Consider the following 25,372-nt stretch of genomic DNA (forward strand, 5'->3'; position numbering starts at 1 on the left):
GAGTTTTCGGCCAACAAATTTACAATCAGGAATTATCGCCGACACATCGAGTCCCTCATACGTGCCGACAGACCTCAGGAATTGAGCACTCCCGTACCCTGAATTCCACCAATCGCCTAGGTGAAACCCCAGCATCGGTGGACTCATGATGGCCTTCATAGCCTCCAGTGACATCGCATTGACGAACGTCACCCCTATGCTTCTTGCTAGCCCCGATGGTGCGGATGACAGCAGTGCCTATTGGGGACGTGATGACTGCGAACTACTCACAATGCCACGAACAGACGAACAGTACTCAGTGCGTTATTGAGGTTCGAGAGGGCAGATCCGAGACTCATGTCAGTGCTAGGCCCGTTACCAACTGCGACGCTCATACCGTGCGGTAGCTGCCGAAGATGTCCACCGCTCCGCCGTCGACACCCTTGGTGCCCGATACCAGGCGGCCTGCCGCCTCGTAGCCCGCTGCCTCGTGGACCTCACCGAGTACCCAAGCACCGATGCCCGATCCCTCGGCCACACGGATCACCGCCTCAGCGGCCTCAGGAGCGACGACGGCAATCATGCCCACACCCAGGTTGAGCGTGCCCTCCAGGTCCTCCCACGGCACCGATCCGAGCCGCCGCACGACGTCGAAGACCGGCGGGACCACCCAGCTGGCGCGATCCACGTCCCCGACGAGGCCGGCAGGCAGGACGCGGGCAAGGTTCGCTGCCAGGCCGCCACCCGTGACGTGAGAGAGGGCGTGAACCGGGCCGGCTGCCGCACCGGTGTCCAGCGCGTTGATCATGGCCAGGCACACCCGCGTGTACAGCGCAGTCGGCTCCAGCAGCTCCTCGCCCAGCGTGCGGCCGAACTCGGGAACCTCACGCTCCAGCCCCCAGCCCGCGTGCTCGACGACCCGCCGTACCAGGGAGTAGCCGTTGGAGTGCAGGCCGGAGGAGGCCATCGCGACCAGCACGTCACCAGCGCGGACCCTGTCCGCCCCCAGCATGCGGTCCGCCTCGACGACGCCGGTGGCCGCACCAGCGACGTCGTACTCGTCAGGCGCCATGAGACCAGGGTGCTCGGCAGTCTCCCCGCCCAGCAGCGGCGTGCCGACGGCGGCGCAAGCGTCGGCCACACCGCGCACGATGTCCGCGATGCGCTCCGGCACGACGTGACCGCAGGCGATGTAGTCGGTCATGAGCAGCGGGGTCGCGCCGACCACGACGATGTCGTCCACGACCATACCCACAAGGTCCTGACCGATGGTGTCGTGGACGTCGAGGGCCTGGGCGATAGCGACCTTCGTCCCCACGCCGTCGGTCGAGGTCGCCAGCAGCGGGCGGCGGTACTCGCGCAGCTCGGAGACGTCGACGAGTCCGGCGAAGCCTCCGACGCCGCCGACGACCGCCGGGGTCATCGTGGCCGCGACCGAGGCCTTCATCAGCTCCACCGCGCGGTCTCCAGCGGCGGTGTCCACCCCGGCCGAGGCGTAGGTGATGCCCTGCTCGTCAGTGCTGGGGACAGGGGCGGAAGTCTGGCTCATCGGGTCTCTCCTTGGGATGCTGCGGAGGCGGGGCTGGCTGAGGACGGGCTGGTGGGCTGAGGGCTGCCGGCGGCGAGGTCAGGCCGAGTCACCTCGTCGATACGCACGGGCGCGGCGTCGCGACGACGTCGGTAGACCGAGGGCACGCGGCTGACCGGCAGGGTACCGATCGGCACGCCCTCGACCGGGGGCTTGACCGGGTAGGAGCCGGTGAAGCAGGCCATGCACAGGTCGTCAGTCTTCTGCCCGGAGGCCTCGACCATTCCGTCGACCGACAGGTAGCCGAGGGAGTCTGCACCCACGGACTCGCGGATCTCCTCCACGCTCATGCCTGTGGCGATCAGCTCGGCGCGCGTGGCGAAGTCGATGCCGTAGAAGCACGGCCACATCACCGGCGGGGAGGAGATGCGGATATGGACCTCGGCGGCGCCGGCCTCGCGCAGCATCCGCACGAGCGCGCGCTGGGTGTTTCCGCGCACGATCGAGTCGTCCACGACGACCAGGCGCTTGCCCTCGATGACCTCACGCACGGGGTTGAGCTTGAGGCGGATACCGAGCTGGCGCAGGGTCTGGGTGGGCTGGATGAAGGTACGGCCCACATAGGCGTTCTTGACCAGGCCCTGGCCGTAGGGGATGCCCGAGGCCTGGGCGTAGCCGATGGCTGCGGGGGTCCCGGACTCCGGGGTGGCGATGACCAGGTCCGCGTCGACCGGGTGCTCACGGGCCAGGGCCGCGCCCATGGCGTTGCGCGCGGCGATCACCGAGCGACCGGCGATCTTCGTGTCCGGGCGAGCCAGGTAGACGTACTCGAAGACGCAGCCCGCACGGTTGGCGACGGCGAAGCGGCTGGAGCGCACGCCGTCGGCGTCGATCTGCAGGAACTCGCCGGGCTCGATCTCGCGCACCACCGTGGCGCCCACGATGTCCAGGGCCGCGGTCTCAGAGGCGACGACCCAGCCGCGCTCCAGGCGACCGAGGACCAGGGGACGCACGCCGTGGGGGTCGCGGGCGGCGTAAAGAGTGTGCTCGTCCATGAAGACCAGGGAGAAGGCACCGCGCAGCATCGGCAGGACGCGGCACGCGGTCTCGGCGACGCTCAGCGGCGGCTGGTCCGGCTGGGCACCCGGCTCAGCCTCGCTGTCAGGTCCCAGGCCCGCGGCCTCCTGGTCAGCGGCGGCGTCGCGCCCCTCCAGGCCGCCACGCTCGGAGACGAGGCTCATCAGCGAGGCGATGACGGCGGTGTCCGTGGACGAGCCGCGACCGAGCTCACCGGTTAGGTCCTTCCCGCTGGTAGCGCGCACGGCCTCCATGAGCTCGCGGGTGTTGGTGAGGTTGCCATTGTGCGTCAGCGCCAGCGTGGACCCAGCCACCGGGCCGAGCATGGGCTGGGCGTTCTCCCAGGTGGTAGCGCCGGTGGTGGAGTAGCGCACGTGACCGACCGCCATGTGCCCGGTCAGCGAGGACAGGGCGCGGTCGTCGAAGACCTGGGAGACCAGGCCGAGGTCCTTGTAGACCAGGATGTGGGAGCCGTCGGAGGTCGCGATGCCCGCCGCCTCCTGGCCCCGGTGCTGCAGGGCGTACAGACCGAAGTAGGTCAGGCGGGACACCTCCTCGCCCGGCGCCCACACGCCAAAGACGCCACACTCCTCACGAGGAGCGGGCTCCAGCTCGTCGGTCAGGTCGATGGCTGGGGCGGTCGCGTCCAGGTCCGGAAGGACCGGCGACGGCGCAGGGCGGGTGGACTGCATGCTCTCACCAAGGCTCACCGCCACAGTCTCCCACACTGTGGCCCGTTCCTTCGTGTCAGCCTCTCGCTCAGGCCGTCCTCGCCGCCCACCATCGGAACCGGGGTTTTCCGTGCGGGACCGGGGTCTACGCCGGTTCCAGACCCCGGTCCTGCACGGAAGACCCCGAACGCGGGGGGTCTGTCCCTAGGAGAGCCGACACGTCCTCCGGCCGTGGCAGACCGGTACCAGGAAGTGCCGCCGCAGCGCTGCCGTAGGCCACAGCCCGCGCCAGGCTCTGTGCCTCTCCTTCTCCGCGCACCCGTCCCAGAAGGTAACCGGCGAGGCAGGAGTCTCCTGCTCCGACCGTCGACCGCACGCGTACCTGTGGAGCCCTCACGCACCAGACCCCGTCGTGCGCGGCCAGCACAGCTCCTGCCGCCCCGAGGCTCACCAGCACCCGCCCGATGCCGCGAGCACGCAACCGTTCCACGGCGTCGAGCACGCCGTCGTACTCCCCTGCCGCCGCCTGCTCCTCCAGCGCCCAGGCCTGCTCACGCCCCAGCCCCGCCAGCTGGCCGAGCTCATAGCCGTTGGGCTTGAGCAGGTCCGGCGCGGCGTCCGGCCCTGACTCCACCAGCGCCTCCAGCGCCGCGTCGGAGGTGTCTACCGCGATCCTCACCTGCGGCGCGTGAGCACGCAGGAGCCTGGTCAGCCGGGCGTACCAGCCAACCGGCACCCCCGGCGGCAACGAGCCAGAGAGCACCACCCAGGACGTCTCAGGCCACGAGGCCTCCTCCAGCAGGGTCTTCTCCAGGCCACTGCGCTCCTGCGCACTCAGCCCGGCTCCAGGCTCATTGAGCTTGGTCGTCGTGCCGTCCGACTCAGTAACCGCGGTGTTGACACGCGTAGCGCCGGCGACAGCCACCTGGCACACGCGAACAGGCCGGCCCGGCACCGGGCACCCGGCCTCCTGCGGTGCTCCGGCGCTGGCCGCCATCGCCTCAGCCGCGGCACCGAGCGGCCCTGGGCCCACGGGGAGGACCGCCGTCGTCTCCACGCCGGCAGCAGCCAGCACCCAGGCGACGTTCAGGCCCTTGCCGCCCGCCTGGCTCGTCACCGAGGCGACGCGGTTGACCGCGCCGCGCTCCAGCGCCGCCGGGAGGCCGACGGTGCGGTCCAGCGAAGGGTTGGCGGTGAAGGTGACGATCACGTGGTCCCAGCCCGCCTCGCTCAGGCTCGCATGAGCGGCAGGTAGGGCGAGAGGTCGCAACGCTCGCCTGAGGCGTGGAGCGCCCCGCTGGCCAGCGCCTCGTCCCAGGTGAGCCGCCCCGTCGCCAGGCGCAGCCAGGTCTGCGCGTCCGTCTCCACCACCGACGGCGGGGTCCCACGCCGGTGCACCGTGCCCGCTACGGCCTGGGTCGCCCCGAAGGGCGGCACGCGTACCTCCACGGAGTGCCCAGGAGCGCAGGCCGCCAGCTCCTCCAGGCTGAAGCGCACCGCCGTCGCCGTCACGCGACGTCGGGCCGAGCGGGCGGCCAGCGAGCCACGGTCCTGAGACGGCTCAGCCGGTGCGGGCTGGTCCTCTGCCCCGTCGGCGGTGTCCTGGGAGCTCGCCCACTCGCGGACTGCCTGGGCTCCGGCGGAGATGTCGATGCGTCGTCGTGCAGCCATGGTGGGAGCCTAGCGGCTCTGCCGCTAGGCTCCCGGCGCCGGTGGCTGGCCTGGGCTCTCTCCCCTGTGGACCAACGGTAAGCCCCTGGTGGGGTGCCCGGAGACACCATTCTCCGGGTACCCCACCAGGGGCTTACCTCGCGGCTACGCAGTCGCCACGAGCAGGACCAAGCCGGCTCGGCGTGCCGCCTAGCAGCTCACTCCTGCGAGTCGTCCTCGCTAGCGTCCTGGGCCGAGCCGTTATCGGCTCCACGCCTCCGCGCCACGAGGACGCCTCCGGCACCCACGAGACCGACGACAGCCAGGAGGGCGATCCCCACCGAGGCTCCGGTCCTCGCCAGCGCGGTCTTCTTGGAGGTCGGAGCCTCGGGCGTCCCGTCGATCTCCTCCGTGACCTGGGTCGGAGGCACAGCCTGCGGAACGGTGACCTCCAGGGCGAGCTCCAGCTGGCGCGTGGAGCCGTCGTTGTTGGTCACCACCAGGGAGATGCCGACCGGCAGCAACGCCGCATGGTCCCCCACGCTGGTCACTACCGCGGAGCTGGCCACGGCACCGGGGACCTGGAAGGTCAAGGTCGCGGTACCCGTGCTCGGAAGCCCGGAGTCCACGAGCGTGCGGTCGACGTCAGCCGAGGCCAGGACCTTGCTCGTCCCGTCAGCCAGCGTGATGACGGCCGCCACCGACCTCGCGGCACCGTCAGCCTGCTGCTCGACGGCGTTGGTGAAGCTCAGGCCCGTGAGGCGGATGGTGGCCTGGTCCTGGTTCTGGGACACCGCGACGCCGATCTGACGCTTGGCATAGCTAGCGGTGAGGTCACCGGCGTCCTGGAGGTACTCGCTGGTGGCATCCAGGTCGATGATGCCGGTGTTGGTGAAGGACGCGGCCTTGAAACCGACGAAGTTGTCCCCACCGGCCAGGAGGAAGGAGTTGGAGGCCACGACGACCTTGGCGTCGTCCGCCAGCGGGGCGCCGTCAACGTACACGGCCTTGATCAGGCCCGTTCGGTCCGCGGTGCCGTCAGCCTGCACGGCATCGGCCACGTCCTGGTCGATAAAGACGCTCACGTTGCCGGACACCCCCAGCGTCAGCACCGAGCGTGAGGAGCCCGCGGGCTGCCACTGCTCGGCGAGGATCTGGCGCAGCTGGGCACCGGTGTAGGTGCCGTAGCCCAGCTCGTTGCCGAAGGGCTGCACGGTGTAGGCCTCGCCGTAGGTCAGCTCGCCCTTGCCGTAGTCGGCGCGCACGCCGCCGGGGTTCATGATGCCGACGAAGTGGTCCCCGGAGGCGGTGGTGTTCTTCTCCACCCACCAGGCGAAGGAGTCTGCGATGAGGTTGGAGGCGGTGGACTCGGTGCCACGGTTGGAGCCGGGGGCGTCGACCTTGCCGTCGGTGACCTGGGTGCCGCGCAGGAAGTCCGAGCCGAGGGTCGCCACGACCTGCTTGCCAGCCTCGTCCGAGTCCGCCTTCGCCTGCTCGACGATCGCGGCCACGCCGTAGGCGTCCTCGCAGCCGGTCAGGCCCACCAGGGGCGTGTTCTCAGCGGTCCGGTCCGTGACGCTGGCCTTCCCGGACGCGTCCTTCTCGACGGTCAGGGTGATGCTGCCCAGCAGGTTGCCGTAGTGGTCTGGCTGGACGACGGCGATCTTGGTGCCCTGGGTGGAGTCGACCACCTTGGCAAAGGGCACGTGGGTGTGGCCGGCGACGACGGCGTCCACGGCACCGTTGAACTGGTGGCCGTAGATCTCCGCGTCCTCGTGGGCCAGGACCACGACGACGTCCGCCTCTCCGTTGGCCTCGTCACCGTCCTTGAGCGCCGCGGCGCGCTCGTTGGCGGTCGCGGTGGCGTCCGCGACCGTGAGGCCCTCCAGCGCCTGCGCGGAGACGAGGCTCGGCAGCTCGTCGGTGACGACGCCGACGAAGCCGACACGCACGCCGTCGACTTCCTTGATGAAGACGCCGTTGCCGTCTCCCTCAGCGCTCAGCGGGGCGTTACCGGTGACGTTGGCGGACAGGACCGGGGCGTCGAGCGCCGGGAGGATGCGGTCAGCCAGGTCCGTGATGCCGCGGTCAAACTCGTGGTTGCCTGCGGCCGTGACGTCCAGGCCAATGGCGTTGAGGGCGTCGATGGTTGGCTGGTCCTTGAGGATGGAGGAGATGTAGGCCGAGCCACCCACGTTGTCCCCGGCGGAGACGAAGAGGGTGTTCTCGTTGGCCTGACGCGCCGTCCTGACCGCGCAGGCCAGGCCGGTGGCCCCGCCCGTGACCTCCTTCTTGGTCCCGTCCTTGAGGGACTCGGTGTCCTTGAGGAGGTGGCCGTGGAAGTCGGTGATGCCCAGGATGCTGATCGTCGTGGCCGACGGCGCCGCGGCGGCTCGGTCCGCACCCAGCCCCTCAGCAGCGTGCTCGACGTCCTGGTCCGTGGCAGGCCGAGCCTGGGCAGGATCGCTCACCTCAGAGCCGGTGGCGGGCGCAGGACCGGTCTGTATCGAGACAGAGGCACTGGTGCCAGGCGCCGGGGAGGTCGGCTGCTCCTGTGCAGCCAGGGCAGCGGGAGCAAGGGAGCTGACGGCCAGCGCCGCGATGGCGAGGCTCGCCGTCGTGCGTGAAGGCAAACGCATGAGGAGTCCTAGTGAGCGGGGACAAGGATCACCACAAAACTACGCACTGGAAGGCCTTGTGCCTAGGGCGCCACACGAGTGCTCACGAAGTTGTCGCTCCTCGGGTCCTGTCTTCCCCTGCCCGAGCACGCCTCGCTCCAGCCACAGGGCCGCTTCACGCTGGTCGCCCCCGCAGCGCGTGCGGGGGCGACCAGCGGTGCCGGCAGGGGCCGGTCCGTTCAGAGAGGTCAGGTGGCGGCTATCTCACTCAGACGATGCCGTGGGCGATCATGACGTCGGCCACGCGAGTGAAGCCGGCGGCGTTGGCACCGAGCACGTAGTCACCCGGGCGTCCGTACTCCTCGGCCGCCGCGACGCAGGAGTCGTGGATGTCAGTCATGATGGCGGTCAGCTTCTCCTCGGCGGTGGCAAAGTCCCAGCGGGTGCGCCCGGCGTTCTGCTCCATCTCGAGGGCAGAGGTGGCCACACCACCGGCGTTCGCGGCCTTGCCGGGTCCATAGAGGATGCCCGCCTCAAGGAAGGCCTCGACCGCCTCCGGGGTGGAGGGCATGTTGGCTCCCTCCGCGACGACGGCGCAGCCTGCGCGCAGCAGGGTGGCCGCGTCCTCGCCGTCGAGCTCGTTCTGGGTGGCACAGGGCAGGGCGACGTCCACCGGCACGTCCCAGGGACGTCCCTCGGTGACCAGGCGCGAGCCCGGGCGGCGCGAGACGTAGTCCGAGACGCGACCGCGCTCAACCTCCTTGACCTGCTTGAGCAGGTCAAGGTCCACGCCCGCCTCGTCGACGACGTAGCCGGAGGAGTCAGAGAAGGTGATCGGGGTGGCGCCGAGCTGCTGGGCCTTCTCGATGGCGTAGATCGCCACGTTGCCCGAGCCGGAGACCGCGACCTTCTTGCCCTCCAGACAGTCGCCCTTGGTGGCGAGCATGGACTGGGCAAAGAGCACGGTTCCGTAGCCGGTGGCCTCGGTACGCACCAGGGAGCCGCCCCAGGCCAGGCCCTTGCCGGTCAGGACCCCGGCGTCGTAGGAGTTACGCAGGCGCTTGTACTGGCCGAACATGTAGCCGATCTCTCGGCCGCCCACGCCGATGTCGCCGGCGGGAACGTCCGTGCTCGGGCCGATGTGGCGAGAGAGCTCGGTCATGAAGGACTGGCAGAAGCGCATGACCTCGGCGTCGGACCTGCCGTGCGGGTCGAAGTCGCTTCCGCCCTTGCCTCCGCCGATGCCCTGGTTGGTCAGCGAGTTCTTGAAGATCTGCTCAAAGCCCAGGAACTTGATGATGCCGGCGTTGACCGACGGGTGGAACCGCAGCCCGCCCTTGTAGGGGCCCAGCGCGGAGTTGAACTCGATGCGGAAGCCGCGGTTGACGTGGACCTGACCTGCGTCGTCGACCCACGGGACGCGGAACATGATCTGGCGCTCAGGCTCGACGATGCGCTCCAGGATCGCGTTCTCGGCGTAGTGGGGGTGCTTGGCGATGACGGGGTCCAGCGACTCCAGCACCTCGCGGACGGCCTGGTGGAACTCGGCCTCTCCACGGTTGCGGGCCACGACCTGCTCGTAGACCTTCTCGACAACGTCCTGCATGGTGGGACTCCTTCGGTCGGCGTGTGCGGCACCGGGAGAGCACGTCGTCGGGCGAGCGGCTTCCCGCGCCGCTCATATCCTCACACCCGGCCGGAAACTGAGATGAAACATCTCAGCCAATGGCCTATATCGCGCTCAGAGCCCGGCGACGTCGGTCACGGACGAGCGCCGACCTTAAGCACCCCTTGGGTGACGAGCTGATGAGCTGCCTGCGCCACGAGCGCCCATGAATCGGGATGGTCACCCATCACCGACAGAACCCGGTCATGCGCCTGCGCGAGACTCATCGGCTCGTCAAGCGCCAGCCACACCGCAGCGCCTGGGCCGCCCAGGGTCACCGGCGTGCGGCCATAGAGCAAGATGACACTTCCCTCGGACTCCACGGCGTCATCCCAGCAGGCACGCCTCAGGACCTCGTCAGGGGCGAGGACAGGGCGGTTGCAGACGTCCAGCGAGCCGCCCTCCTGCGGTCCATCCGCCGGAGGGTGAGGAGCTGGAATATGCTTCCAGGGCACCGTATGGGCCTGGCTCTGTTGCGCGAGGGCCACAAGCATCTGCCCGCACGCAGCCTGGTCACTGAAACGCAGCAGCCACGGTCCTCCCGCCAAGGTCAGCGACCGGCTCAGCACCCGAAGGGGCTCATCCAGCTGGTAGACGGACGAGCTCTGGGCGACGGCCAGCTCCAGCGCCTGAGCGAGGGTGATCGGGACCAGCTCGTTTCCCTCAGCCACCCGCTCAGCCACGACAAGGGCAGCGAGGCGGCAGGCCGTGTCCGGACGGACGGGCGTCAGCCCGAGCTCCGCCGGCGCGTGATCGGCCTTGTGCCTAGCGAGGACGAGCGCTTTCTCCGGCTCCTCGTTGACGACGGACAACGGCTTGGGGTAGGAGATAACGCTCAGGTCCCCGGGACGGATCGCCAGGGTCTCATCCGTGACGTAGCCGAAGCCGTCGACCAGCCGCTTGCAGAACGTCGTCTTGCCCGTGCCCGAGGCGGCGATGATGCCGACGACGGCAAGCGGGACGGCGCCCTCCTCCTCTGCGGGGACAGGCAGTGGCGCAAGCCCTGCCGCGTGGAACATCAGCAGCTCACCGGCGGCGTGACGGATGGCGTAGGCGGTCAGGTGCTGGGAGACGGTGTAGGTGTGGTCGAGGCCCAGATCACCTAGTACGAGGTCCTCCACGCCGGCCTCGTCAGAGCACCCGGGCGGGAGGAGACGAATAACGTCCTGCGGGGCCTCGCCGTCGTCAGCCGCCAGGCAGTCCTGCCACACGTGCTCAAGACGGCGCACGGCAGCTGGAGGGACACGGCTGGTATCGACGCCTACGCGTCTGCCTAGCAGGAGGAGCTGCACAACATGGACCTGACATAGGGGAATAGGAACCAGTGGCGATGGTAGCGTGGCCGCACCCAGTTGAGCCATTGCGCGCCCATCCGGGTGCCTCCCGGTGCACGCGCGAACCAGGAGGGGATCCACATCTCCATCGGGGCACAGCGCCCCTCGGCGAAAAAGGTGGTCGAATGGCGGGTCATCACTCCACGAACGCCAGCCAGTCACGCTCGGGCCGCAGCGGTCGGAGGTCCCGTCGCCGCGTTCCCACTGGACCGGCCGTGCCCGTGACCACAAGCGAGGAGTACCTGGAGGGCCTTGACTCCGTGACGGATCTTTTTGAGGGGATGGCACCGGAGAAGATTGACGAGGAGCCTCCGCGACGGCGCCGGAGACGTAAGAAGGCAGCCTGGTACAAGCGGCACAAGGCCCTCACGGTGGTCCTGGTCCTGTTCCTCGTCATGACGGCAGGGCTCGCCGGAGGAGCATTGTGGCTCCGGAACGCCCTGGGGGAAATCGGCTCCCTTGGAGACCCATTCGCACAGCTGCCCTCCCGCGCCCCTTATGCCACCTCCACCGCGAGCAAGGATCCCGTGACCTTCCTCGTTCTCGGGTCCGACTCCCGAATTGACACCGCTGACCCAGCACAGTGGGAGGTCGGCGCCCAGCGCACAGACACCATCATGCTCGTACAGATCGCCGGAGACCGTCGCAGCGTCAACGTCATGTCGATTCCGCGAGACTCCTGGGTCACCATCCCCGCCAACGAGGTTGTCAGCCACGAGTCACGAGCGAAGATCAATGCCGCCTACTCCTGGGGCGGCCCGACCCTGCTCATCCAGACCATTGAGAACAACACAGGGATCCACATCGATCACTTCGCCATCACCAACTTCGAGTCGTTCAAGAAGCTGACTGACGATCTTGGCGGCGTCGAGATCGCCCTGACCCAGCCGTTGGACCTGCGAGGAATCCAGGACGCCGCCACCTCCAACAACGTCCTTGAGCCAGGAACTCATACCCTCACGGGCGAGCAGGCGCTGATATACGCCCGTGAGCGCTACACGCTGCCCAACGGCGACTTTGACCGCATCAAGCGGCAACAGAACTGGATGCGAGCCATGCTCAAAGCGACGATCAGCAAGAACACTTTGACCAACCCGTCCAAGCTGGCCAGCCTCGTGTCCACCATCAAGGACACGATGGCCACTGACAAGGCCCTGACGGCCTCACAGATCACGTCATTGGCAGCCTCGCTCAAGGACGTCCGTGCCGATGACGTCAGCTTCTTCCAGGCGCCAGTAACAGGAACGAGCATGTCAGAGGACGGCCAGTCGATCGTGCTCCTGGACCTTCCGGCCCTGGCCGAGGTTGCGCAGGCCTTCCAGGAGGATGTGCTGACGGACTACGTCGCGAAGAACGCTGACAGGCTCAACATGCTCGGGGCCTCAGTGAGCTAGCTGTCAGTCCCTCGGCAGCTCGTCACCTGACGTGTAGGACACGCGAAGGCGGGATGTGCCTGAGCCAGCCGCTCAGGCACATCCCGCCTTCCGTTGCACTTGACGAGGTTCACCCCCGGTTCCCGTGCTTACTGGTTCCGCAAGCTACGTCGCGTGGGTCGGTTGGGGGCATCGGCGGAAACCCACTGCGTCACCGGGACCTGGGGAGGCAGAGCATCCTCGGCCTCGTCAGCCTGAGCAGGGTGGGCAGCGTGACGACGCGAGGCCCGGCGGGCGGAAGAGTCCGGCTCAGCCGCACCGTCAGGGACGGACAGCGGTGCGCTAGGAAGATCCGTCTGCTCCTCCACCACCATCTCGCCGAACCCTGCGCTGCGACGCTTCTTTCGTCGTGGGAAGATCCCGAGAATCTTGCCCTTGTCACTGCCGTAGTAGTAGTAACTGTGGCCGTAGTTGCCGTAGCCGTAGCCGTAGTAGGCACTGCCGATCTGCCGCTTTGATGCGCGGTTGAGCACGACGCCAAGCAACCGGGCATCGACCTGCCTCAGCACCTTGGCACACAGTCCCGCCTGCTCCTTGTACGTCCCCCCAACCTCCATGACGACGATGGCCCCGTCAGCCAGGCCCGCCAGGAGCCCCGAGTCGGTCACGGGAAGGAGCGGTGGAGCATCGAGGATGACGATCGCCTCCTCTGACAACCGGTCAAGGAGCGCCTTCATTCGCTGGGAACCCAGGAGCTCGGAGGGGTTAGGTGGGATACGCCCTGCTGTGATAACGCGCAGATGAGGCTGGTCAGGCACCTTCTGCGCCACCTGTGAGATCTGCATGTCCCCCGCCAGAACCTGAGTCAGGCCGACAGACCCATCAAGGTCAAAGATCTTGTGGACCACGGGCTTGCGCAGGTCACAGTCCACCAAGATAGTGCGTTGCCCTGATGCCGCTAGCATCTGCGCGAGCACCGCGGAGACGGTGGACTTACCCTCTCCCGGATTGGCCGAGGTCATCACAATGGCCCGAGGAGGATTGTCAACGTCAAGGAAACGGAGGTTGGTGCGCAGGTGACGCAGCGCCTCAGCCGCCTCACCCAGACCATCAACGTGCCGACGCCCGTCCTTGTTGAGCTCATTCGATCGAGGCACGACCGCCAGCACCGAGGCCCCAGTGAGTTCCTCGACGTCAGAGTTGTGACGAACCCGGTTATCCAGGGCGCGCTTGAGGAAAGCGATCATGTACCCCAGGATGAGCCCGCCAAGCGCCCCTGCGAGCGTAATCTTGGGGATGTTCGGGTACACCGGAGCACCAGGCACGGTGGCCTCAGCAAGAGCCACGATCTGAGTCTGCGTGGTCTGGTCGGTGACCGGGGCCATCGGTACGGCCTCCCCGGGAGCCTGCTCGGACGACTCACCGGAAGGCTCCGGCACAGAGAGAGACTCAAGCCTCGTGACCTCCGCGCCCAGCGCGGACACGGAGGCGTTCGCAATATCACGGGCACGCACAGCATCATTCGACGTGGCAGTAATCGTGATGATCGGAGAGGACGACTGCACAGCCCCTCTCAAGGAGCCCCCCAGACCGGTGACGCCGAGGTTCTTCGCCGTGGCCTCGGCAACTGACTGCGACCCCACGAGCGAGGCGAATGAGGCAGCCTTCTGCTGGGCGACAGAGTTCGCCGTAAAGGCGTCCGTACCCGCGACAACAACCAACGCGCTCGTTGTCGCCTCATAGGTGCGCAGCTGCACCTGGGCGTATCCGAAGCCGAGAGCGCCACCGAGTACGGTGCACACGACGATGAGGAGCGCGTTGACTCGAGTCAGACGCATGAAGTCCTGGATTGTCACAGGTCACTCAGTCCTTCGAGGGCCGATTACGGGACACACCTGTCTGGGCGCTAACGACAACGTTAGCAAGCAGCGTGACGCACAGACCTGAGAAAACTGATGAGTGTGCCCACACATACGTCAATGTGGGCGGCCGCCTTGTCAGCCACGTCCGAAGACTGTCGATAGGGGTCCGGGACGTCATGGCGGCGGGAGGCGATCGGGACACGCGCACGTAGCACGTCAACCATTCCTGCACCGAGCTCAAGCCGCTCGACGGAATCCGACGCCAGTCGCGCGGCCGCGACAATCTGGTGGCACGTGAAAAGACGTGGGTGCGCCCCGGGCTCCAGGTCAAGGACCGCGTCACGCTGCTGCTTGGTCATCGTCACGATGATGGACGACTGCGCCAGGAGCTCAGCGCTGACCGGCTGCGAACGATGGGAGTCGCACCACGACGCCGGCACACCCCGCCGCTGCGCCTGGGAGCTCATCTGCGGGTCTATCGCACGTCCCCGCGTGCCTGGCACCCCAGCGCTCATAACGGCCCAGGGCGTCCCTGACCCCAGGAGGTGTCGGGTAAGCAGCTCTGCGTAAGGGCTGCGGGAGATGTTCGCGGTGCACACGAAAAGGATCTGGGCACCCAGGCCCCCCATCGGCGGCGGGGCCACTACACCCTGATCCTCAGTGTCAAACAGTCTCCCGACACCGAAATCATCCAGGCTGCGGTGTCTCATCTACACAACCTCCAGATAGCCATCCCCGATGAGCTGCGCCAGAAACTCACTGACATCACCCTGGATCTGCTCGGCAGGAATACCTACCTTCTCCGAGACACGGAGGGTCACCTCCATGGCATCACCCGGACGCGGCTGGCCTACCGCCGCCTGCCAGATCAGTGCCGCAGATCCTTCCAGGACAACCGGTGAGCCGTCAGGGACGTGAGCCACGTAGACAACGGGTTCCGGCCCGCAGTCCTCAATGTGGGCCACGCGCCGGCAGGGCACGTAGGTCATCGCCCGGCCCTCCTCATCTCACGAAGGGCCTGTGCGATCCTCGCGAAGAACTCCCGGATGATCTCGCCCCGTGTTGGGCGCCGTGCGAGCCGGAGAGCCAGGTGGTCCGTGTTCACCAGGAGGGCCCTCACGAGCAGACGGAGCCTTGCCCTCTTACTGGGGGCAGCCTTCAGCCGAGCCTCCCACTCAGCGAGGCGGGAGTGGTCACCGCCAGAGAACACCGCCCAGAGATCATGGCTTGGGTCATTGGCGTACTGATCAAGATGCCCAAGAGCGGCTGCCAGTCCCACCCGGGCCCCGAGGCGGTCCGCCAGGCCGGTGAGCTCCCGGCGTCCCTCCGCATCCAGCTCCTCCCACGCACGCTGGTAGTCTGCGTCCTCAGTCCGGCCGTTGCGCGCCACGTGGAGCAGCAGAATGAGCCGTTGCGCGGTCAACGACGGCGTCGGGCAGGGCACGCCCGCGATCTCCATCATTCTGTGGTCCTCCCACAGGGCGTCGAAGGCGTCAGCCGCCGTCAGCCCGGGGAACAGACGGTGGACGTCAGCGTAGCCCCACGAAGGGTGGAAGTATGTGGCCGCGTGCTCAAAGGCGGAGCCGGACTCGAACGAGGTCACTGCCGTCCAGCCGTGCTCAACAAGGCCCCGGACATAGGCCTCGATCTGGGAGGGACGTACCAGCACGTCCGCGTCCGTCGACCGGATACGCGACCGGCCTAGTCCCGGGTCAACCGCAGGGCCTTTGATGTGAAGTACCCGAGAGTGCGTCTCCTCCCCGACCACCTGAAGCGCAGCATGGGCGAGGTGAACTCGCATAGCTATCGGTATCGCTATAGGCTTGGTATCAGGAGCTGGAGTCTCATCCACGTAGCCAACATTAGCGCCTGCATGACGCCGTGTTCAGCACGTCTACGACTCAGCGACCCCATGTGGCCTGCACCCAGTTGGATTAGTCGGCCAGTCAAGGAGAACAGGAGCGCCTGTAGATGATGGACATTCGTCGAAGCGTCACCGCGACCGGTTTTCGTGCCACTCGTCGATTGGTTCGCGCCCTCGATCGAGAGATGGCACGCCTAGATACCCAGCTGCAGCACCACGAGACTCGATTAAGCGAAAAAATCGACACTATCTGTCACGGCGGGCCGCCAACCGCAGCGGCTTTTCTGCAGGATCTGAGCCGATTAACGCGCCCCTTCAACGTCAAAGATGTCAGCTCGGAACGCGGACCTGCTGTACTGACCTTTGGCAGCCTCGACACCTCGGCCTCATTTGGAGGTATGGCGACGCTTTTTCGTGTAGCCGACGCCATTGCAGCCCAATCCAATCGCCCCCTTATTGTCGCTCAAACCACTGGAGCAAGACCAGCCGCCGTACGTGAGGTGTTCACGTCGCTGAGGAGCCAGACCCCTACGAGTCGTATTGAGTCTCAAGATCTACGAGACCGTCATTCAAGCACACTTCGACTCCACGCCGACGACATCATCGTCGTTAGCGCGTGGCAAGATGCGGCCACAGTAGCGTCACTCCCCCTCAATCACCCATTTGTTTATCTTATCCAGGATTTCGAGCCAATTTTCTTCGCCAACAGCGACTCATATCTCAATGCGCTCTCGACATACCGCATAGATAATTTTATTCCGCTCTTCAACTCCTCGGTCTTGAAAGACTTTTTTTTATCGCAAGGTCTCGCCAACGCGGCGGACGCCTCGTTTTTCGAGCCCGCCGTGCAACTCCCAGTCTCTATCCACCAAAAACCCCATCAGCCGCGGATATTCTTTTACGCTAGGCGTTCCGTCGAGAGAAATCTATTCGAGACCGGCCTGGCCTCGATCGCCGCAGCATTACACGATCCAAAACTGGCGGACTGGGAAGTCCACTGCGCAGGAGACGACACCATTCCTAGTGTTCGCATGCCAAACGGATCACTGCTCGTCAACCACGGAAAAATGGCTCCAGAGCAGTACTTTAATTTCATCGCTAACTGCGATCTCTGCGTCTCCCCGATGCTGGCGCCCCACCCCAATTACCCAACGCTCGAGTTCGCCGCCGCCGGCATACCTGTTGTGACAACAGCATGGCAGAGTAAAAACGACTTGAGTCGCTACTCACCATTGATTCACACAGTAGACCCTACGATTGATAGCATGAGGGACGCAATCCTCAGGCAGGCAGCCTTGACAACAGAGGAGAGGCAGCAACTATCCTCCCGGACCTCTATCCCTACCTCGTGGAATGAAACACTTAACCCCCCCGCACAGACTGTTCTGAGGAAACTCATCAAATGACTTCCGTCCTGCAACCTCCGCTCAGTGGCGACGACGTCACTGTTGTTGTCGTTTCTTACAATCATGAAAAGTATATCGATACTTGCCTCCGCTCAATTATTGGGCAGACGGTTTTGCCGCACAGCTTAATAATTATCGACGACTGCTCATCTGATTCTTCCGCGAAGATCGCTCAAGACTTCGCGACCACCTCTCCAGTCCCCACGACAGTCATCGCTCACGAAACTAATACTGGCCTATGCGCTGGACTTAACGAGGCCCTTGAGCTTACACGAACAGATTTGTTCGCCTATATCTCAGCCGATGACTATATGCTCAGCGAAAGAATCGAGCGGCAGCTGCAGACACTCAATTCGGCTGGTTCCCGTTACGCTGTCGTTTACTCAGACGCCTGGCGCGAAGATGAATATGGCGAACGGCTCACCGATCGCTTCAGCGAGAAGTACACCTGGCCGTCGCCCGATTTAAGAAGTGGCGACGTTTTTGCTCAGATACTGAGGTCCCCCTACATTCCTGCACCATCCGCTATGTGTCGCACGAATTGCCTGCGAGAAGTTGGCGGTTACGATCCAGATCTTTTTTTCGAGGATCTCGACATGTGGCTACGACTATCGGCACGATACCCATTCGTCTGTGTCGATGAATGTCTAGTAACCTTCCGCGAGCTCAGCACATCACTTGGCCACAAGGAATTCGATTCAGAAAATCCTTCTTTTATTCGCTCCCTTCTCAAGATTTTAATCAAGGTCGAGACAGCGCGACCTGAATACACGATCGAAATTCGCGACAGGATTTGGCATCTCGCTATCCGGCTACGGCTGGCGGGAGCACCTGCAGGCGAGATCGCCCCGCTTCTACGTCGGCTCTGCACCAGTAGGCCACAAAAAACAGCTTGGCTGCATGCCGCGATCGCAACTCTGAGGTTACCTGCTCGACTTCACAGACCTCACCGTGCATAGATTGTATGCACCTCATCGATAAACCTATCCCATCCATATCGACTCCGCGCAGCAGACGCACCTCGCCTGGCCCGATTGTCGGCAGACGTTGGATCGCGCATGATGTCAAGAATTCGGGAAGCAAATCCTGTCACATCATCACAGATCCATTCAGGTGCCAAATCGGGCACTCCTTCAGCCCCGATACTGGTTGATACGACTGGTATGCCTCTGACCACTGCCTCAATCGTCTTAAACTTGACGCCAGATCCCATCAGCAAAGGTACGGCGACAACGGCCGCGGATTCATAAATCTCGTCGAGATCCTCAACGAAACCAACAGCTCGAACCCCTGGAACGGATTTAAACGCCCCTAAGGCCTCATGAGGATCAGATCCCACTAGTAAAAGTTCTGCGTGCGGTACATGTTGGCGCACTATCGGCCAAACTTTTCTCACCATCCAGGATACTCCTTGGACGTTGACTTCACGCGCGTAGTAACCTACCACGACAACTCGCGTCGGCTGAGGTCGCCGCTCAAAGTGGGTCGCCAACAATGGCGGGTTAAGTACCGTTACTCCAGAGGCACCCAGCTCTTCGAGCAGCTCCGCATCCTTTTCATTGAGCGTGACCACGCGATCAAGCCTATCCAGCACGTGCCGCTCTCGAACGGAAGTGAGGATGTTCCTCGACGCCCATCGTAGCCGCTCCACTTTCGTAGCCTGATCTGCCTTGCGGGCGAACAGCTGGCTCATCACATCATGGAACGTGCCGACGACTCTCGCACGAGGATTGATCCTCTTCATCAAATCAACTGTGCGTATGTACTCCATCCACTGAAGATCAATGACATCCGCTCCACTGACCGCAGCTCTCCCTATGTGACTCCTCAGCCACAGGGCCGGTCCCATCGGAGTGATCGTCGGATCCACCCGCCTTATCAGGTTCTCTCCGCGTGCGATTGCGGGAGCGAGTGGACGCAGAGGACGTGACCACGCCGCTTGATCTGCGAGCACTACGCTCACTCCGGCCACCAACTCGTCACACGCCGCACGGGACGCTTCAGTAGAGGTTGTCACGTATAGCGTGCGGCTCCACGTCTCGCGCGCCCGACAAAGGTCAGAAACAAAACGATGTCCTGCACTTTGAGCGTGTTGCTGAGGCACACCGCCAGATAGCATCAGTAACGCCGTCTTTGATTCCAATGTTTCCATAAAGTCTCCAAGTGATTCAGTACGCAACGTTTTGAGAAATCTTCCCGATGGCCCACACCATGCTAGGCCTAGCTCAGAACACCGTCTTATTTCGCAAGATGCGTGCACTGCAGGCACCCCCTCTTGCAAGAGTGTTTATAATTGCTCTGAGTCCATCACTACTTCCTGAATCTCACCATAACGAAAACGGCGACAGGATACGGTCACACGGTTTCACTGTGGGACATCGGCACGGTTCGACGGGTCTACCCATTGCTCGGGGCGCAGGATAAGTTCTCTCTGTTCCCGCCATGTCTCCAGTGGATCAACACGCGATCCTACGATAAATCGTGCGGTATTCCATCCAAAGTTTATGACAGATGCCCCCAGCATTAGCCGTTCAAAACGCTTCAAGCCCAACGCTCCCCGCCACTTCCGCTCGTAACGACGGCGGCCGTCTAGCAACCATCCTCGACGCCGTTGAGACGGGGAAGACCCCCCGCCTTCGTGTGTCACAAAAAGGTCCTTCAGAATGACAGACGGTATCCCTATCCTGCGCAGCCGCCGCTGGAAATCAACTTCTTCACAATACATATAAAACCCCTCGTCCAGCCCCTGGACGGAGCGAAACACAGAAGTGGGTATCAGGAGAAGGGCACCCATGGCCCAGTCAACGACCTCATCACGGGATCCGTCCGCCATCGTGTCATGTCCAACGGCCTCATGAAGCCAGCGATGATGCCTCATCCTAACGAGAGGAAGTAGCCATTCCACTACATAATGGGATGTACGCGGAAATTTTCTCCCTGACCATGACTGCGCGCCGTCTTTTGTCAATACAGGTACACTGACAACCGCCGGCAGCCAGGGCGTAGCCGCACCCACCAAACGTTTGATAAAACCGGGATCGATTTCAATGTCAGAATTGAGGACCAATAAAAGATCGCCTTTGGCCTCCTTCACACCCGCATTGACTGCAGCAGCAAATCCGGAGTTCTTCTGGCGACGTACTACCCGCACCCCGCGTACCTGGGGAAACGGACGGGGGGAGCAGTCGTCGGATACGATAATTTCAGCCACTTCCCCGACGTCGTCTTGGATCAGATTAATGAGTTCGAGGACGGGTGTCGGATCACCATAAAATGGGATAATAATACTGATCTGCATTTCATTACTCATGAAGTCGTTGTTAAAGATCCCAGCTCGACAAGCCGTCTAAATCCAGGATCCATCTTCTGAAGATCTTCAAATGTACCTGATGCTCTAATCTCTCCGTCAACCATATAGACCACGAGATCCGCATCCTTGATGGTCGATAGTCGATGAGCCACCACGATAACCGTCAAGCGACCTTTCAATGCGTTGATCATCTCTGTCATACGATGCTCGGTCTCATTATCGAGCGCTGAAGTAGCCTCGTCAAGAACCAGAACGCTCGGCTCGCGATAAAGAGCGCGTGCGATACCGATCCGTTGACGCTGTCCTCCCGACAGCCTCGCTCCTCTTTCGCCGATATCGGTCTCTATGCCATCAGGTAAGGCGCGTACGACATCATCTAGCTGCGCAAGTTTGACTGACTTATCGAGCAGCTCTTCACCTGCCTCCTCTGGAGCGGCGTCAAAGACAATATTTTGAGCGATGGAACCCGTTAGCAGGAAAACGTCCTGAGGGACGATGGCGATGTTTCGCCGCCACGCGAGCATATGCTCAGATATGTCTACTCCATCAACAGAGACTCGACCCGATGAGGGTACCTGCAGTCCCAGAATAATATCAACCAGCGTTGATTTTCCCGCTCCAGATCCACCCACGAATGCCACGGTCGATCCTACGGGTATCGATAGTGAGACGTTTTTGATTACAGGAGCACTGCCACCGTATGAAAACGTCACATTTTCAAGACTAATTTCCTTACTAATAGCGAGCGGTTGCCCGGCGCGATCGACATCATGAGCAATACCTTGCATCTTCTGTAGGTCGTCAGCCACGCTCGACAAACCCGGGGTACCCAGACGAATGAGATTAATTGAATTAAGAAGGGAAGAGATCACCGGAAGAAGACGGAACCCTGCGGCAACGAATACCGATACTGACGCGAGCGCAGCCCCCGCTCCAGATGTTCGCATGACAGAGTACGTCAGTACTCCAACCCCAACGATAAAGAGCATTTCTAGAAGAAATTTCGGCATGCTCCCGTAAAAGTTACCGGCTCGCGACGCGCGAGCACTTTTATACTGAGTGCGCTCAAATTCCTTGAGGAAAAATTCGCTCGCATCGCGCAGCTTAATCTCACGGAATGCGCCGAGCGCATGGAATGCTGCGGCATAACCCTCTTTAGATGCGGCGAGATTTTCTTTGCCCGCACGGATAGACCGCGGTTTGATTACGATGTTATACGTAATTCCAACTATTCCAAAATATGCGATGGACAGTAGTGCCGGTATTGGCGAGACAGCGACTAGTGCTCCTACGATCACCAGCACCACGATGAGGCTGCTGGCTCCTGAGATCGCTCCCGACATGAAATAAGAGTAAACCTGCCCTACGGACGGCCCGAGTGTATTCAAATAGGAAGCTGTGCTCCGCTTGACGTGGTCACTGTAGGGGGAATGCATGTAACCATCCATAAGCAGAACAGACGTACGAGCCTGCTCGTTGGCCACGAATCCGAGATTCCACCATTGAAACCATATATTGAATATATCCCGAATCACAAATCCTGAGATGACAACGATTCCAAGCATCGCAATCATCTCGGAGGCTGGCCGCGCACCGAATACAGCCCCGATCAAAGCCGCCCCCGTGATATCCGCAGGAGCGGCACCCATAAGCAGCTGGAGTAGCGGTGCAACTGCAAGGACGGCTGTCGTGTCAAGAAGTGAAGCGAACACGGTGCCGACCATCGCGAGCACGACTTTCCTGCGAACCTTCGGTGGAAAGATGATTCGGATCTGTTCTGAACGGGTCACAGGACCTCCAGCATTCAAGTTATACATAGGATTTGGTCAGATGATTAATGAGTTCACATGCTCTTCAAGGTCGTGAACGCAGGCCGGTAGTGGTGGCGGGTTGGTCATGGCAGGGCGAGGTCCCTTCATGATGGAAGTTCTCACGCTCTCCATCCAACAGACCCCGGTACGCCCAATGTAGCTGTGCGACTGCTGATCTGACCATGTTCTGCCTGTTGGAGTACCTCGCACTGAGGATCATTGATCAGCGTCTCAGCCTTGAGGGGCGAGCCTGATGTGTTGCTGGGTCAAGTCTGCTGAGTGGTGACATTGCTGTGGTTGTCATAGCCAGCCGCGCGACACGGTAGTGCGCGAACTGGCGCATGTGCCAGTGGGGTGGAGCTTCTCATACTATTTTGCGTGTCCGGCTGCGTCGTCACCACTGCCAGGAGCACCGGCCGTGTCTGACGGGAGGACCTCACTCAAACAACGGATCGCCGATGCACTGGCGTGGCTTGGAAAACCGCGAAGGACACCGTCCTAGCTGAGGGCATGTACGTCCTTACTCACCAGCCCGGCCGCCTGGAGGGTGTACGGAGCATCAGAGCTGACGAGCACATGTGGCGCCACATACCGCGGGGACAAGACGTCACCATCACCTTATCTCTGTCTCCACGCGCACCAGACCGAGTCTCTTGTTGGTGATGATCAAAGGACCTTCGAAGCATGCCTTCAAGACCCGGCTGACCGAGCAACCCCGGACCTACCTCGCGCAGTGGTACCAGGATCACCTCTATTCTCTCCCCACCAGCGCCGGTTTACTCACCGACAAGCAACAACAACGTCTTGGGGAGCGGTTCGCTGGCTGTCACCTCATCAAGGTCGAGGCTACCTCGGGTGTCTATCAGACCAGGATGATGGCCTACCACGACAGTAGCCGGCCGAGGGCGAAGGCCATGACCAGTCTGGTCAAATCGATCAGCTCAAGGAGCCCCACCGCCCTGGTCGAGGTCACCAACCTCAGAGGCGTTTCACCGCACGCGCCAACGACATCCTGCGTTCTTTGACTCTACCAACTCGACCCACGTGCCAGGGAGATGCTTAAACTCGACACTGTGCGCTTCGTCTCCCTATAGAGACAGGAGCAGCTCAGTCACCGTCCGAGACTGACCGCTAGTGCTCGGTCAATGTCAGGGGCACGCGACATGCAGCCCAGACTGCGCTGGGGAGATGCACCCCTGTCTTCCCCTCTTCCAGGGCCGTGTACGGGGAGGGGAGAGGATCTACAGCTGTGCTGAGCATGAGGAGCAGGCTGGCCGGTGTACAGCAAGGCGCTTCCCCGTACCTCACACGCGAGCACCCCCTGGCTCGGACCGGCGTCGACGGTAAGACCAGGTAGAGGACGAACGGTTCCTGATCCTAAGATGGGGACGATCGGCTCCTGACCGCGATGATGACAGACCGAAATTCCTCTGACGGTCATCAGACCGGAAAGTATCATCGGTTCCGGGCAGGGGGTTCACAAGCCTGCACCAACATCTTGGCCATATCTCTAGCCCACCTACGTGAGGGACGCAGTTTGACGATCTATGGAGACGGCTTAGCCGCCCGTAATTCTATGCACGCCTCTGCCCCTGCACACCTCATTGTCTGGACAGCGGGCAACCCGCCAGTTCCTGTGCACCCCGGTATCCTCAATTGCAAAACCGGAGTGCACACCACGCTCACGAAACTCGCACAAGCAGCCGCAGCAGGCAGTCCCCAGGGACAGGTCTCGCGGGAATACGTCGTTGTATACACGCACCGGAAACGTCGATCACGCCTGTGCCAACATGACACTGTCCGCCCAACCAGGCGCCCCGATCTCAATGGGATAGCGATGATGCCATCGCTGACTTCATCCACGCCTCGTGTGGCAAGCCGGAGACTTCCTCCGACACGTGGGACAAGGCCCTGAACGAGCTCGCAGCCTATGAGATGACCACATGAACACCACTCCTCACCTTCTTCTTGTCAGCCCGCAATTCCGTACCTATTGGCGAGCCATTGCGCATGCCTTTCAGCAAAAGGGCTATGACGTCGACACCTATGTCTATGATGAGCGAAGAACGCTCCTTGGAAAGGCGCACCACAAACTACGCTTTGAGCTTCCCGACCGACTCGGATCCGGGAGTACCGATATGCAGCCGCTAGGTAACTGGCTCACGGAACGGGCGGCTCAAGCCGTTCACGAGACTCGACCGGATGTGGTGGTGGTCATCAAGGGAGATCTGTTGGGCGACGCCTTCTGGGAAGCCATCAAGGCGCACCACGCTAGAACAGTCACCTGGTTCTACGACGAGTTGCACCGCATGGCCCTGCGAACTGCACCCCCTGAACAGCTAGCACAACGACAAGCGATCGCCACCTACTCAGTACGGGATGCCCATATCCTCGCCCTCCAGCTCGGCACAGATGTTCCCGTGGCCCACCTACCACTAGCTTTTGATGACAGTCTCCGCTTCTCCCCTCAGAGCTCGTCAGAAATCTCATTCATCGGCGCACGGTACGGAGACCGAGAGCAACTGCTAACCCGTCTCGTCCAGGAGGGAATTCCAAGCCGCGCCTATGGCCGAGACTGGTCACGCCACCCCGTCGACTTGCTCCGAACCTGGTCTCTGCACCGCCCGTCCATCCCTTCCAGCCGGGACCTTGAGCGGTCAGATGCCTACGCTGTTATGGCAGGCTCATCCGCCACGATCAATGTGCACGAAGACCAGGATGGCTTCACCATGCGTACTTTCGAGGCCAGTGGTGTCGGGGGTCTCCAGCTGATCGACCGGGAGGACGTCTCTGATCTGTACGAACCAGGTAAGGAGCTCCTCGTCTTCAGCTCCGCTGAAGAACTCATTGAGCTCGCACGTCGCGCCGTCATTGACAAGAGCTGGGGTACTGCGATCCGTCATGCGGGGAGACAACGTACGCTCGCAGAACACACCTTCGCTTCGCGGATCCCTGTACTCGAATCACTGTGGAGTTAACTAACATGCCTTTCCTTATGCCACAGGATGCTCCTGCGGGGCATCTCCTTCACCCCATGGACCTGGAATCCTGGAGCCAGTGGGAGAAGGCCCAGCACCGCCTGCGCGGAGCTAAGCAGGCAATCGGTCGTAGACTCCACCGCGTTTCAGACCAGGTCAACGTAGATGAGGCCGGCGTTCTTGCCATCGCAGGCTCCGCACCGCAGGTCCTTGTGGTAGTTGACGCAATAACGCCGTCACAACGT

Annotated in this window: 19 protein-coding genes; 5 read left to right on the forward strand and 14 right to left on the reverse strand. The window is 62.9% G+C overall.

The annotated features are described in order from the left end of the window. Positions 1-370: 370 nt before the first annotated feature. The 7 genes from purM to HRL51_RS10190 all read right to left on the reverse strand — a co-directional run bounded on the left by purM (position 371) and on the right by HRL51_RS10190 (position 10,481). A complete protein-coding gene (purM, locus tag HRL51_RS10160) occupies positions 371-1,528 on the reverse strand; it encodes a phosphoribosylformylglycinamidine cyclo-ligase (RefSeq protein ID WP_172191626.1) in 1,158 nt (385 codons plus the stop codon). Then, the gene (gene purF, locus HRL51_RS10165) at positions 1,525-3,276 is read right to left on the reverse strand and encodes an amidophosphoribosyltransferase (protein WP_194256553.1); all 1,752 of its coding nucleotides are present in this window, start codon (positions 3,274-3,276) and stop codon (positions 1,525-1,527) included. Before purF ends, purM begins: the two co-directional genes overlap by 4 nt. Positions 3,277-3,400: 124 nt before the next feature. Further along, positions 3,401-4,465: a 1-phosphofructokinase family hexose kinase gene (locus tag HRL51_RS10170; protein ID WP_172191628.1), complete on the reverse strand. Its 1,065-nt coding sequence runs from the start codon at positions 4,463-4,465 to the stop codon at positions 3,401-3,403. Between the two features lie 20 nt (positions 4,466-4,485). Then, entirely contained in the window at positions 4,486-4,926 is a 441-nt protein-coding gene (locus HRL51_RS10175) for a sterol carrier family protein (protein ID WP_172119377.1), read from the reverse strand. A 197-nt stretch (positions 4,927-5,123) separates the two neighbouring features. After that, positions 5,124-7,544, reverse strand: a complete 2,421-nt coding sequence (locus tag HRL51_RS10180) for a bifunctional metallophosphatase/5'-nucleotidase (RefSeq protein WP_172191630.1) — start codon at positions 7,542-7,544, stop codon at positions 5,124-5,126. A 247-nt stretch (positions 7,545-7,791) separates the two neighbouring features. Further along, the gene (gene gdhA, locus HRL51_RS10185) at positions 7,792-9,129 is read right to left on the reverse strand and encodes an NADP-specific glutamate dehydrogenase (protein WP_172119375.1); all 1,338 of its coding nucleotides are present in this window, start codon (positions 9,127-9,129) and stop codon (positions 7,792-7,794) included. Between the two features lie 155 nt (positions 9,130-9,284). Next, the gene (locus HRL51_RS10190; protein WP_218957633.1) at positions 9,285-10,481 is read right to left on the reverse strand and encodes a nucleoside/nucleotide kinase family protein; all 1,197 of its coding nucleotides are present in this window, start codon (positions 10,479-10,481) and stop codon (positions 9,285-9,287) included. 263 nt (positions 10,482-10,744) lie between these two features. On the opposite strand from HRL51_RS10190, the gene HRL51_RS10195 reads away from it, so the two are divergent. Beyond that, the gene (locus HRL51_RS10195) at positions 10,745-11,917 is read left to right on the forward strand and encodes an LCP family protein (RefSeq protein ID WP_244960164.1); all 1,173 of its coding nucleotides are present in this window, start codon (positions 10,745-10,747) and stop codon (positions 11,915-11,917) included. 128 nt (positions 11,918-12,045) lie between these two features. On the opposite strand, the gene HRL51_RS10200 is transcribed toward HRL51_RS10195, so the two are convergent. The 4 genes from HRL51_RS10200 to HRL51_RS10215 all read right to left on the reverse strand — a co-directional run bounded on the left by HRL51_RS10200 (position 12,046) and on the right by HRL51_RS10215 (position 15,610). Continuing rightward, on the reverse strand, positions 12,046-13,752 hold the full coding sequence (locus tag HRL51_RS10200) for a tyrosine-protein kinase domain-containing protein (RefSeq protein WP_172119373.1): 1,707 nt from the start codon (positions 13,750-13,752) through the stop codon (positions 12,046-12,048). A gap of 62 nt (positions 13,753-13,814) precedes the next feature. Further along, positions 13,815-14,468 (reverse strand): arsenate reductase/protein-tyrosine-phosphatase family protein, encoded by a 654-nt coding sequence (locus HRL51_RS12030; protein ID WP_425321737.1) that lies wholly within the window; start codon positions 14,466-14,468, stop codon positions 13,815-13,817. Continuing rightward, entirely contained in the window at positions 14,469-14,747 is a 279-nt protein-coding gene (locus tag HRL51_RS10210; RefSeq protein WP_172191634.1) for a PqqD family protein, read from the reverse strand. Further along, a complete protein-coding gene (locus HRL51_RS10215) occupies positions 14,744-15,610 on the reverse strand; it encodes a nucleotidyltransferase family protein (RefSeq protein WP_172191636.1) in 867 nt (288 codons plus the stop codon). Before HRL51_RS10215 ends, HRL51_RS10210 begins: the two co-directional genes overlap by 4 nt. Before the next feature lie 119 nt (positions 15,611-15,729). Between HRL51_RS10215 and HRL51_RS10220 the strand changes: the two genes are divergently transcribed. After that, the gene (locus HRL51_RS10220; RefSeq protein WP_172191638.1) at positions 15,730-17,028 is read left to right on the forward strand and encodes a rhamnosyltransferase WsaF family glycosyltransferase; all 1,299 of its coding nucleotides are present in this window, start codon (positions 15,730-15,732) and stop codon (positions 17,026-17,028) included. Beyond that, a complete protein-coding gene (locus HRL51_RS10225; protein ID WP_172191640.1) occupies positions 17,025-17,987 on the forward strand; it encodes a glycosyltransferase family 2 protein in 963 nt (320 codons plus the stop codon). Before HRL51_RS10220 ends, HRL51_RS10225 begins: the two co-directional genes overlap by 4 nt. On the opposite strand, the gene HRL51_RS10230 is transcribed toward HRL51_RS10225, so the two are convergent. The 3 genes from HRL51_RS10230 to HRL51_RS10240 all read right to left on the reverse strand — a co-directional run bounded on the left by HRL51_RS10230 (position 17,975) and on the right by HRL51_RS10240 (position 22,128). Further along, positions 17,975-18,772 carry a glycosyltransferase family 4 protein gene (locus tag HRL51_RS10230; RefSeq protein ID WP_172191642.1) on the reverse strand — a complete coding sequence of 266 codons (798 nt, stop codon included), beginning with the start codon at positions 18,770-18,772 and terminating at the stop codon, positions 17,975-17,977. The two genes, HRL51_RS10225 and HRL51_RS10230, sit on opposite strands and share 13 nt — an antisense overlap. Before the next feature lie 621 nt (positions 18,773-19,393). After that, positions 19,394-20,338, reverse strand: a complete 945-nt coding sequence (locus HRL51_RS10235; RefSeq protein WP_172191644.1) for a glycosyltransferase family 2 protein — start codon at positions 20,336-20,338, stop codon at positions 19,394-19,396. Next, on the reverse strand, positions 20,335-22,128 hold the full coding sequence (locus tag HRL51_RS10240; protein WP_172191646.1) for an ABC transporter ATP-binding protein: 1,794 nt from the start codon (positions 22,126-22,128) through the stop codon (positions 20,335-20,337). The genes HRL51_RS10235 and HRL51_RS10240 overlap by 4 nt, the downstream gene beginning before the upstream one ends. A gap of 683 nt (positions 22,129-22,811) precedes the next feature. Between HRL51_RS10240 and HRL51_RS10245 the strand changes: the two genes are divergently transcribed. Further along, positions 22,812-23,174 (forward strand): hypothetical protein, encoded by a 363-nt coding sequence (locus HRL51_RS10245; RefSeq protein WP_194256522.1) that lies wholly within the window; start codon positions 22,812-22,814, stop codon positions 23,172-23,174. 918 nt (positions 23,175-24,092) lie between these two features. Then, entirely contained in the window at positions 24,093-25,127 is a 1,035-nt protein-coding gene (locus HRL51_RS10250; protein ID WP_172191648.1) for a CgeB family protein, read from the forward strand. The last annotated feature ends 245 nt before the right edge of the window (positions 25,128-25,372 follow it).

It is taken from the genome of Actinomyces faecalis, assembly GCF_013184985.2.
Lineage (GTDB): Bacteria > Actinomycetota > Actinomycetes > Actinomycetales > Actinomycetaceae > Actinomyces > Actinomyces faecalis.

What these genes read in the sequence shown, in the direction of transcription:
- purM (WP_172191626.1), bottom strand. Translation starts at nt 1,528, where the DNA reads ATGAGCCAGACTTCCGCCCCTGTCCCCAGCACTGACGAGCAGGGCATC.
- purF (WP_194256553.1), bottom strand. Translation starts at nt 3,276, where the DNA reads ATGCAGTCCACCCGCCCTGCGCCGTCGCCGGTCCTTCCGGACCTGGAC.
- HRL51_RS10175 (WP_172119377.1), bottom strand. Translation starts at nt 4,926, where the DNA reads ATGGCTGCACGACGACGCATCGACATCTCCGCCGGAGCCCAGGCAGTC.
- HRL51_RS10180 (WP_172191630.1), bottom strand. Translation starts at nt 7,544, where the DNA reads ATGCGTTTGCCTTCACGCACGACGGCGAGCCTCGCCATCGCGGCGCTG.
- gdhA (WP_172119375.1), bottom strand. Translation starts at nt 9,129, where the DNA reads ATGCAGGACGTTGTCGAGAAGGTCTACGAGCAGGTCGTGGCCCGCAAC.
- HRL51_RS12030 (WP_425321737.1), bottom strand. Translation starts at nt 14,468, where the DNA reads ATGAGACACCGCAGCCTGGATGATTTCGGTGTCGGGAGACTGTTTGAC.
- HRL51_RS10210 (WP_172191634.1), bottom strand. Translation starts at nt 14,747, where the DNA reads ATGACCTACGTGCCCTGCCGGCGCGTGGCCCACATTGAGGACTGCGGG.
- HRL51_RS10220 (WP_172191638.1), top strand. Translation starts at nt 15,730, where the DNA reads ATGATGGACATTCGTCGAAGCGTCACCGCGACCGGTTTTCGTGCCACT.
- HRL51_RS10225 (WP_172191640.1), top strand. Translation starts at nt 17,025, where the DNA reads ATGACTTCCGTCCTGCAACCTCCGCTCAGTGGCGACGACGTCACTGTT.
- HRL51_RS10230 (WP_172191642.1), bottom strand. Translation starts at nt 18,772, where the DNA reads ATGAAGAGGATCAATCCTCGTGCGAGAGTCGTCGGCACGTTCCATGAT.
- HRL51_RS10235 (WP_172191644.1), bottom strand. Translation starts at nt 20,338, where the DNA reads ATGAGTAATGAAATGCAGATCAGTATTATTATCCCATTTTATGGTGAT.
- HRL51_RS10245 (WP_194256522.1), top strand. Translation starts at nt 22,812, where the DNA reads ATGATCAAAGGACCTTCGAAGCATGCCTTCAAGACCCGGCTGACCGAG.
- HRL51_RS10250 (WP_172191648.1), top strand. Translation starts at nt 24,093, where the DNA reads ATGAACACCACTCCTCACCTTCTTCTTGTCAGCCCGCAATTCCGTACC.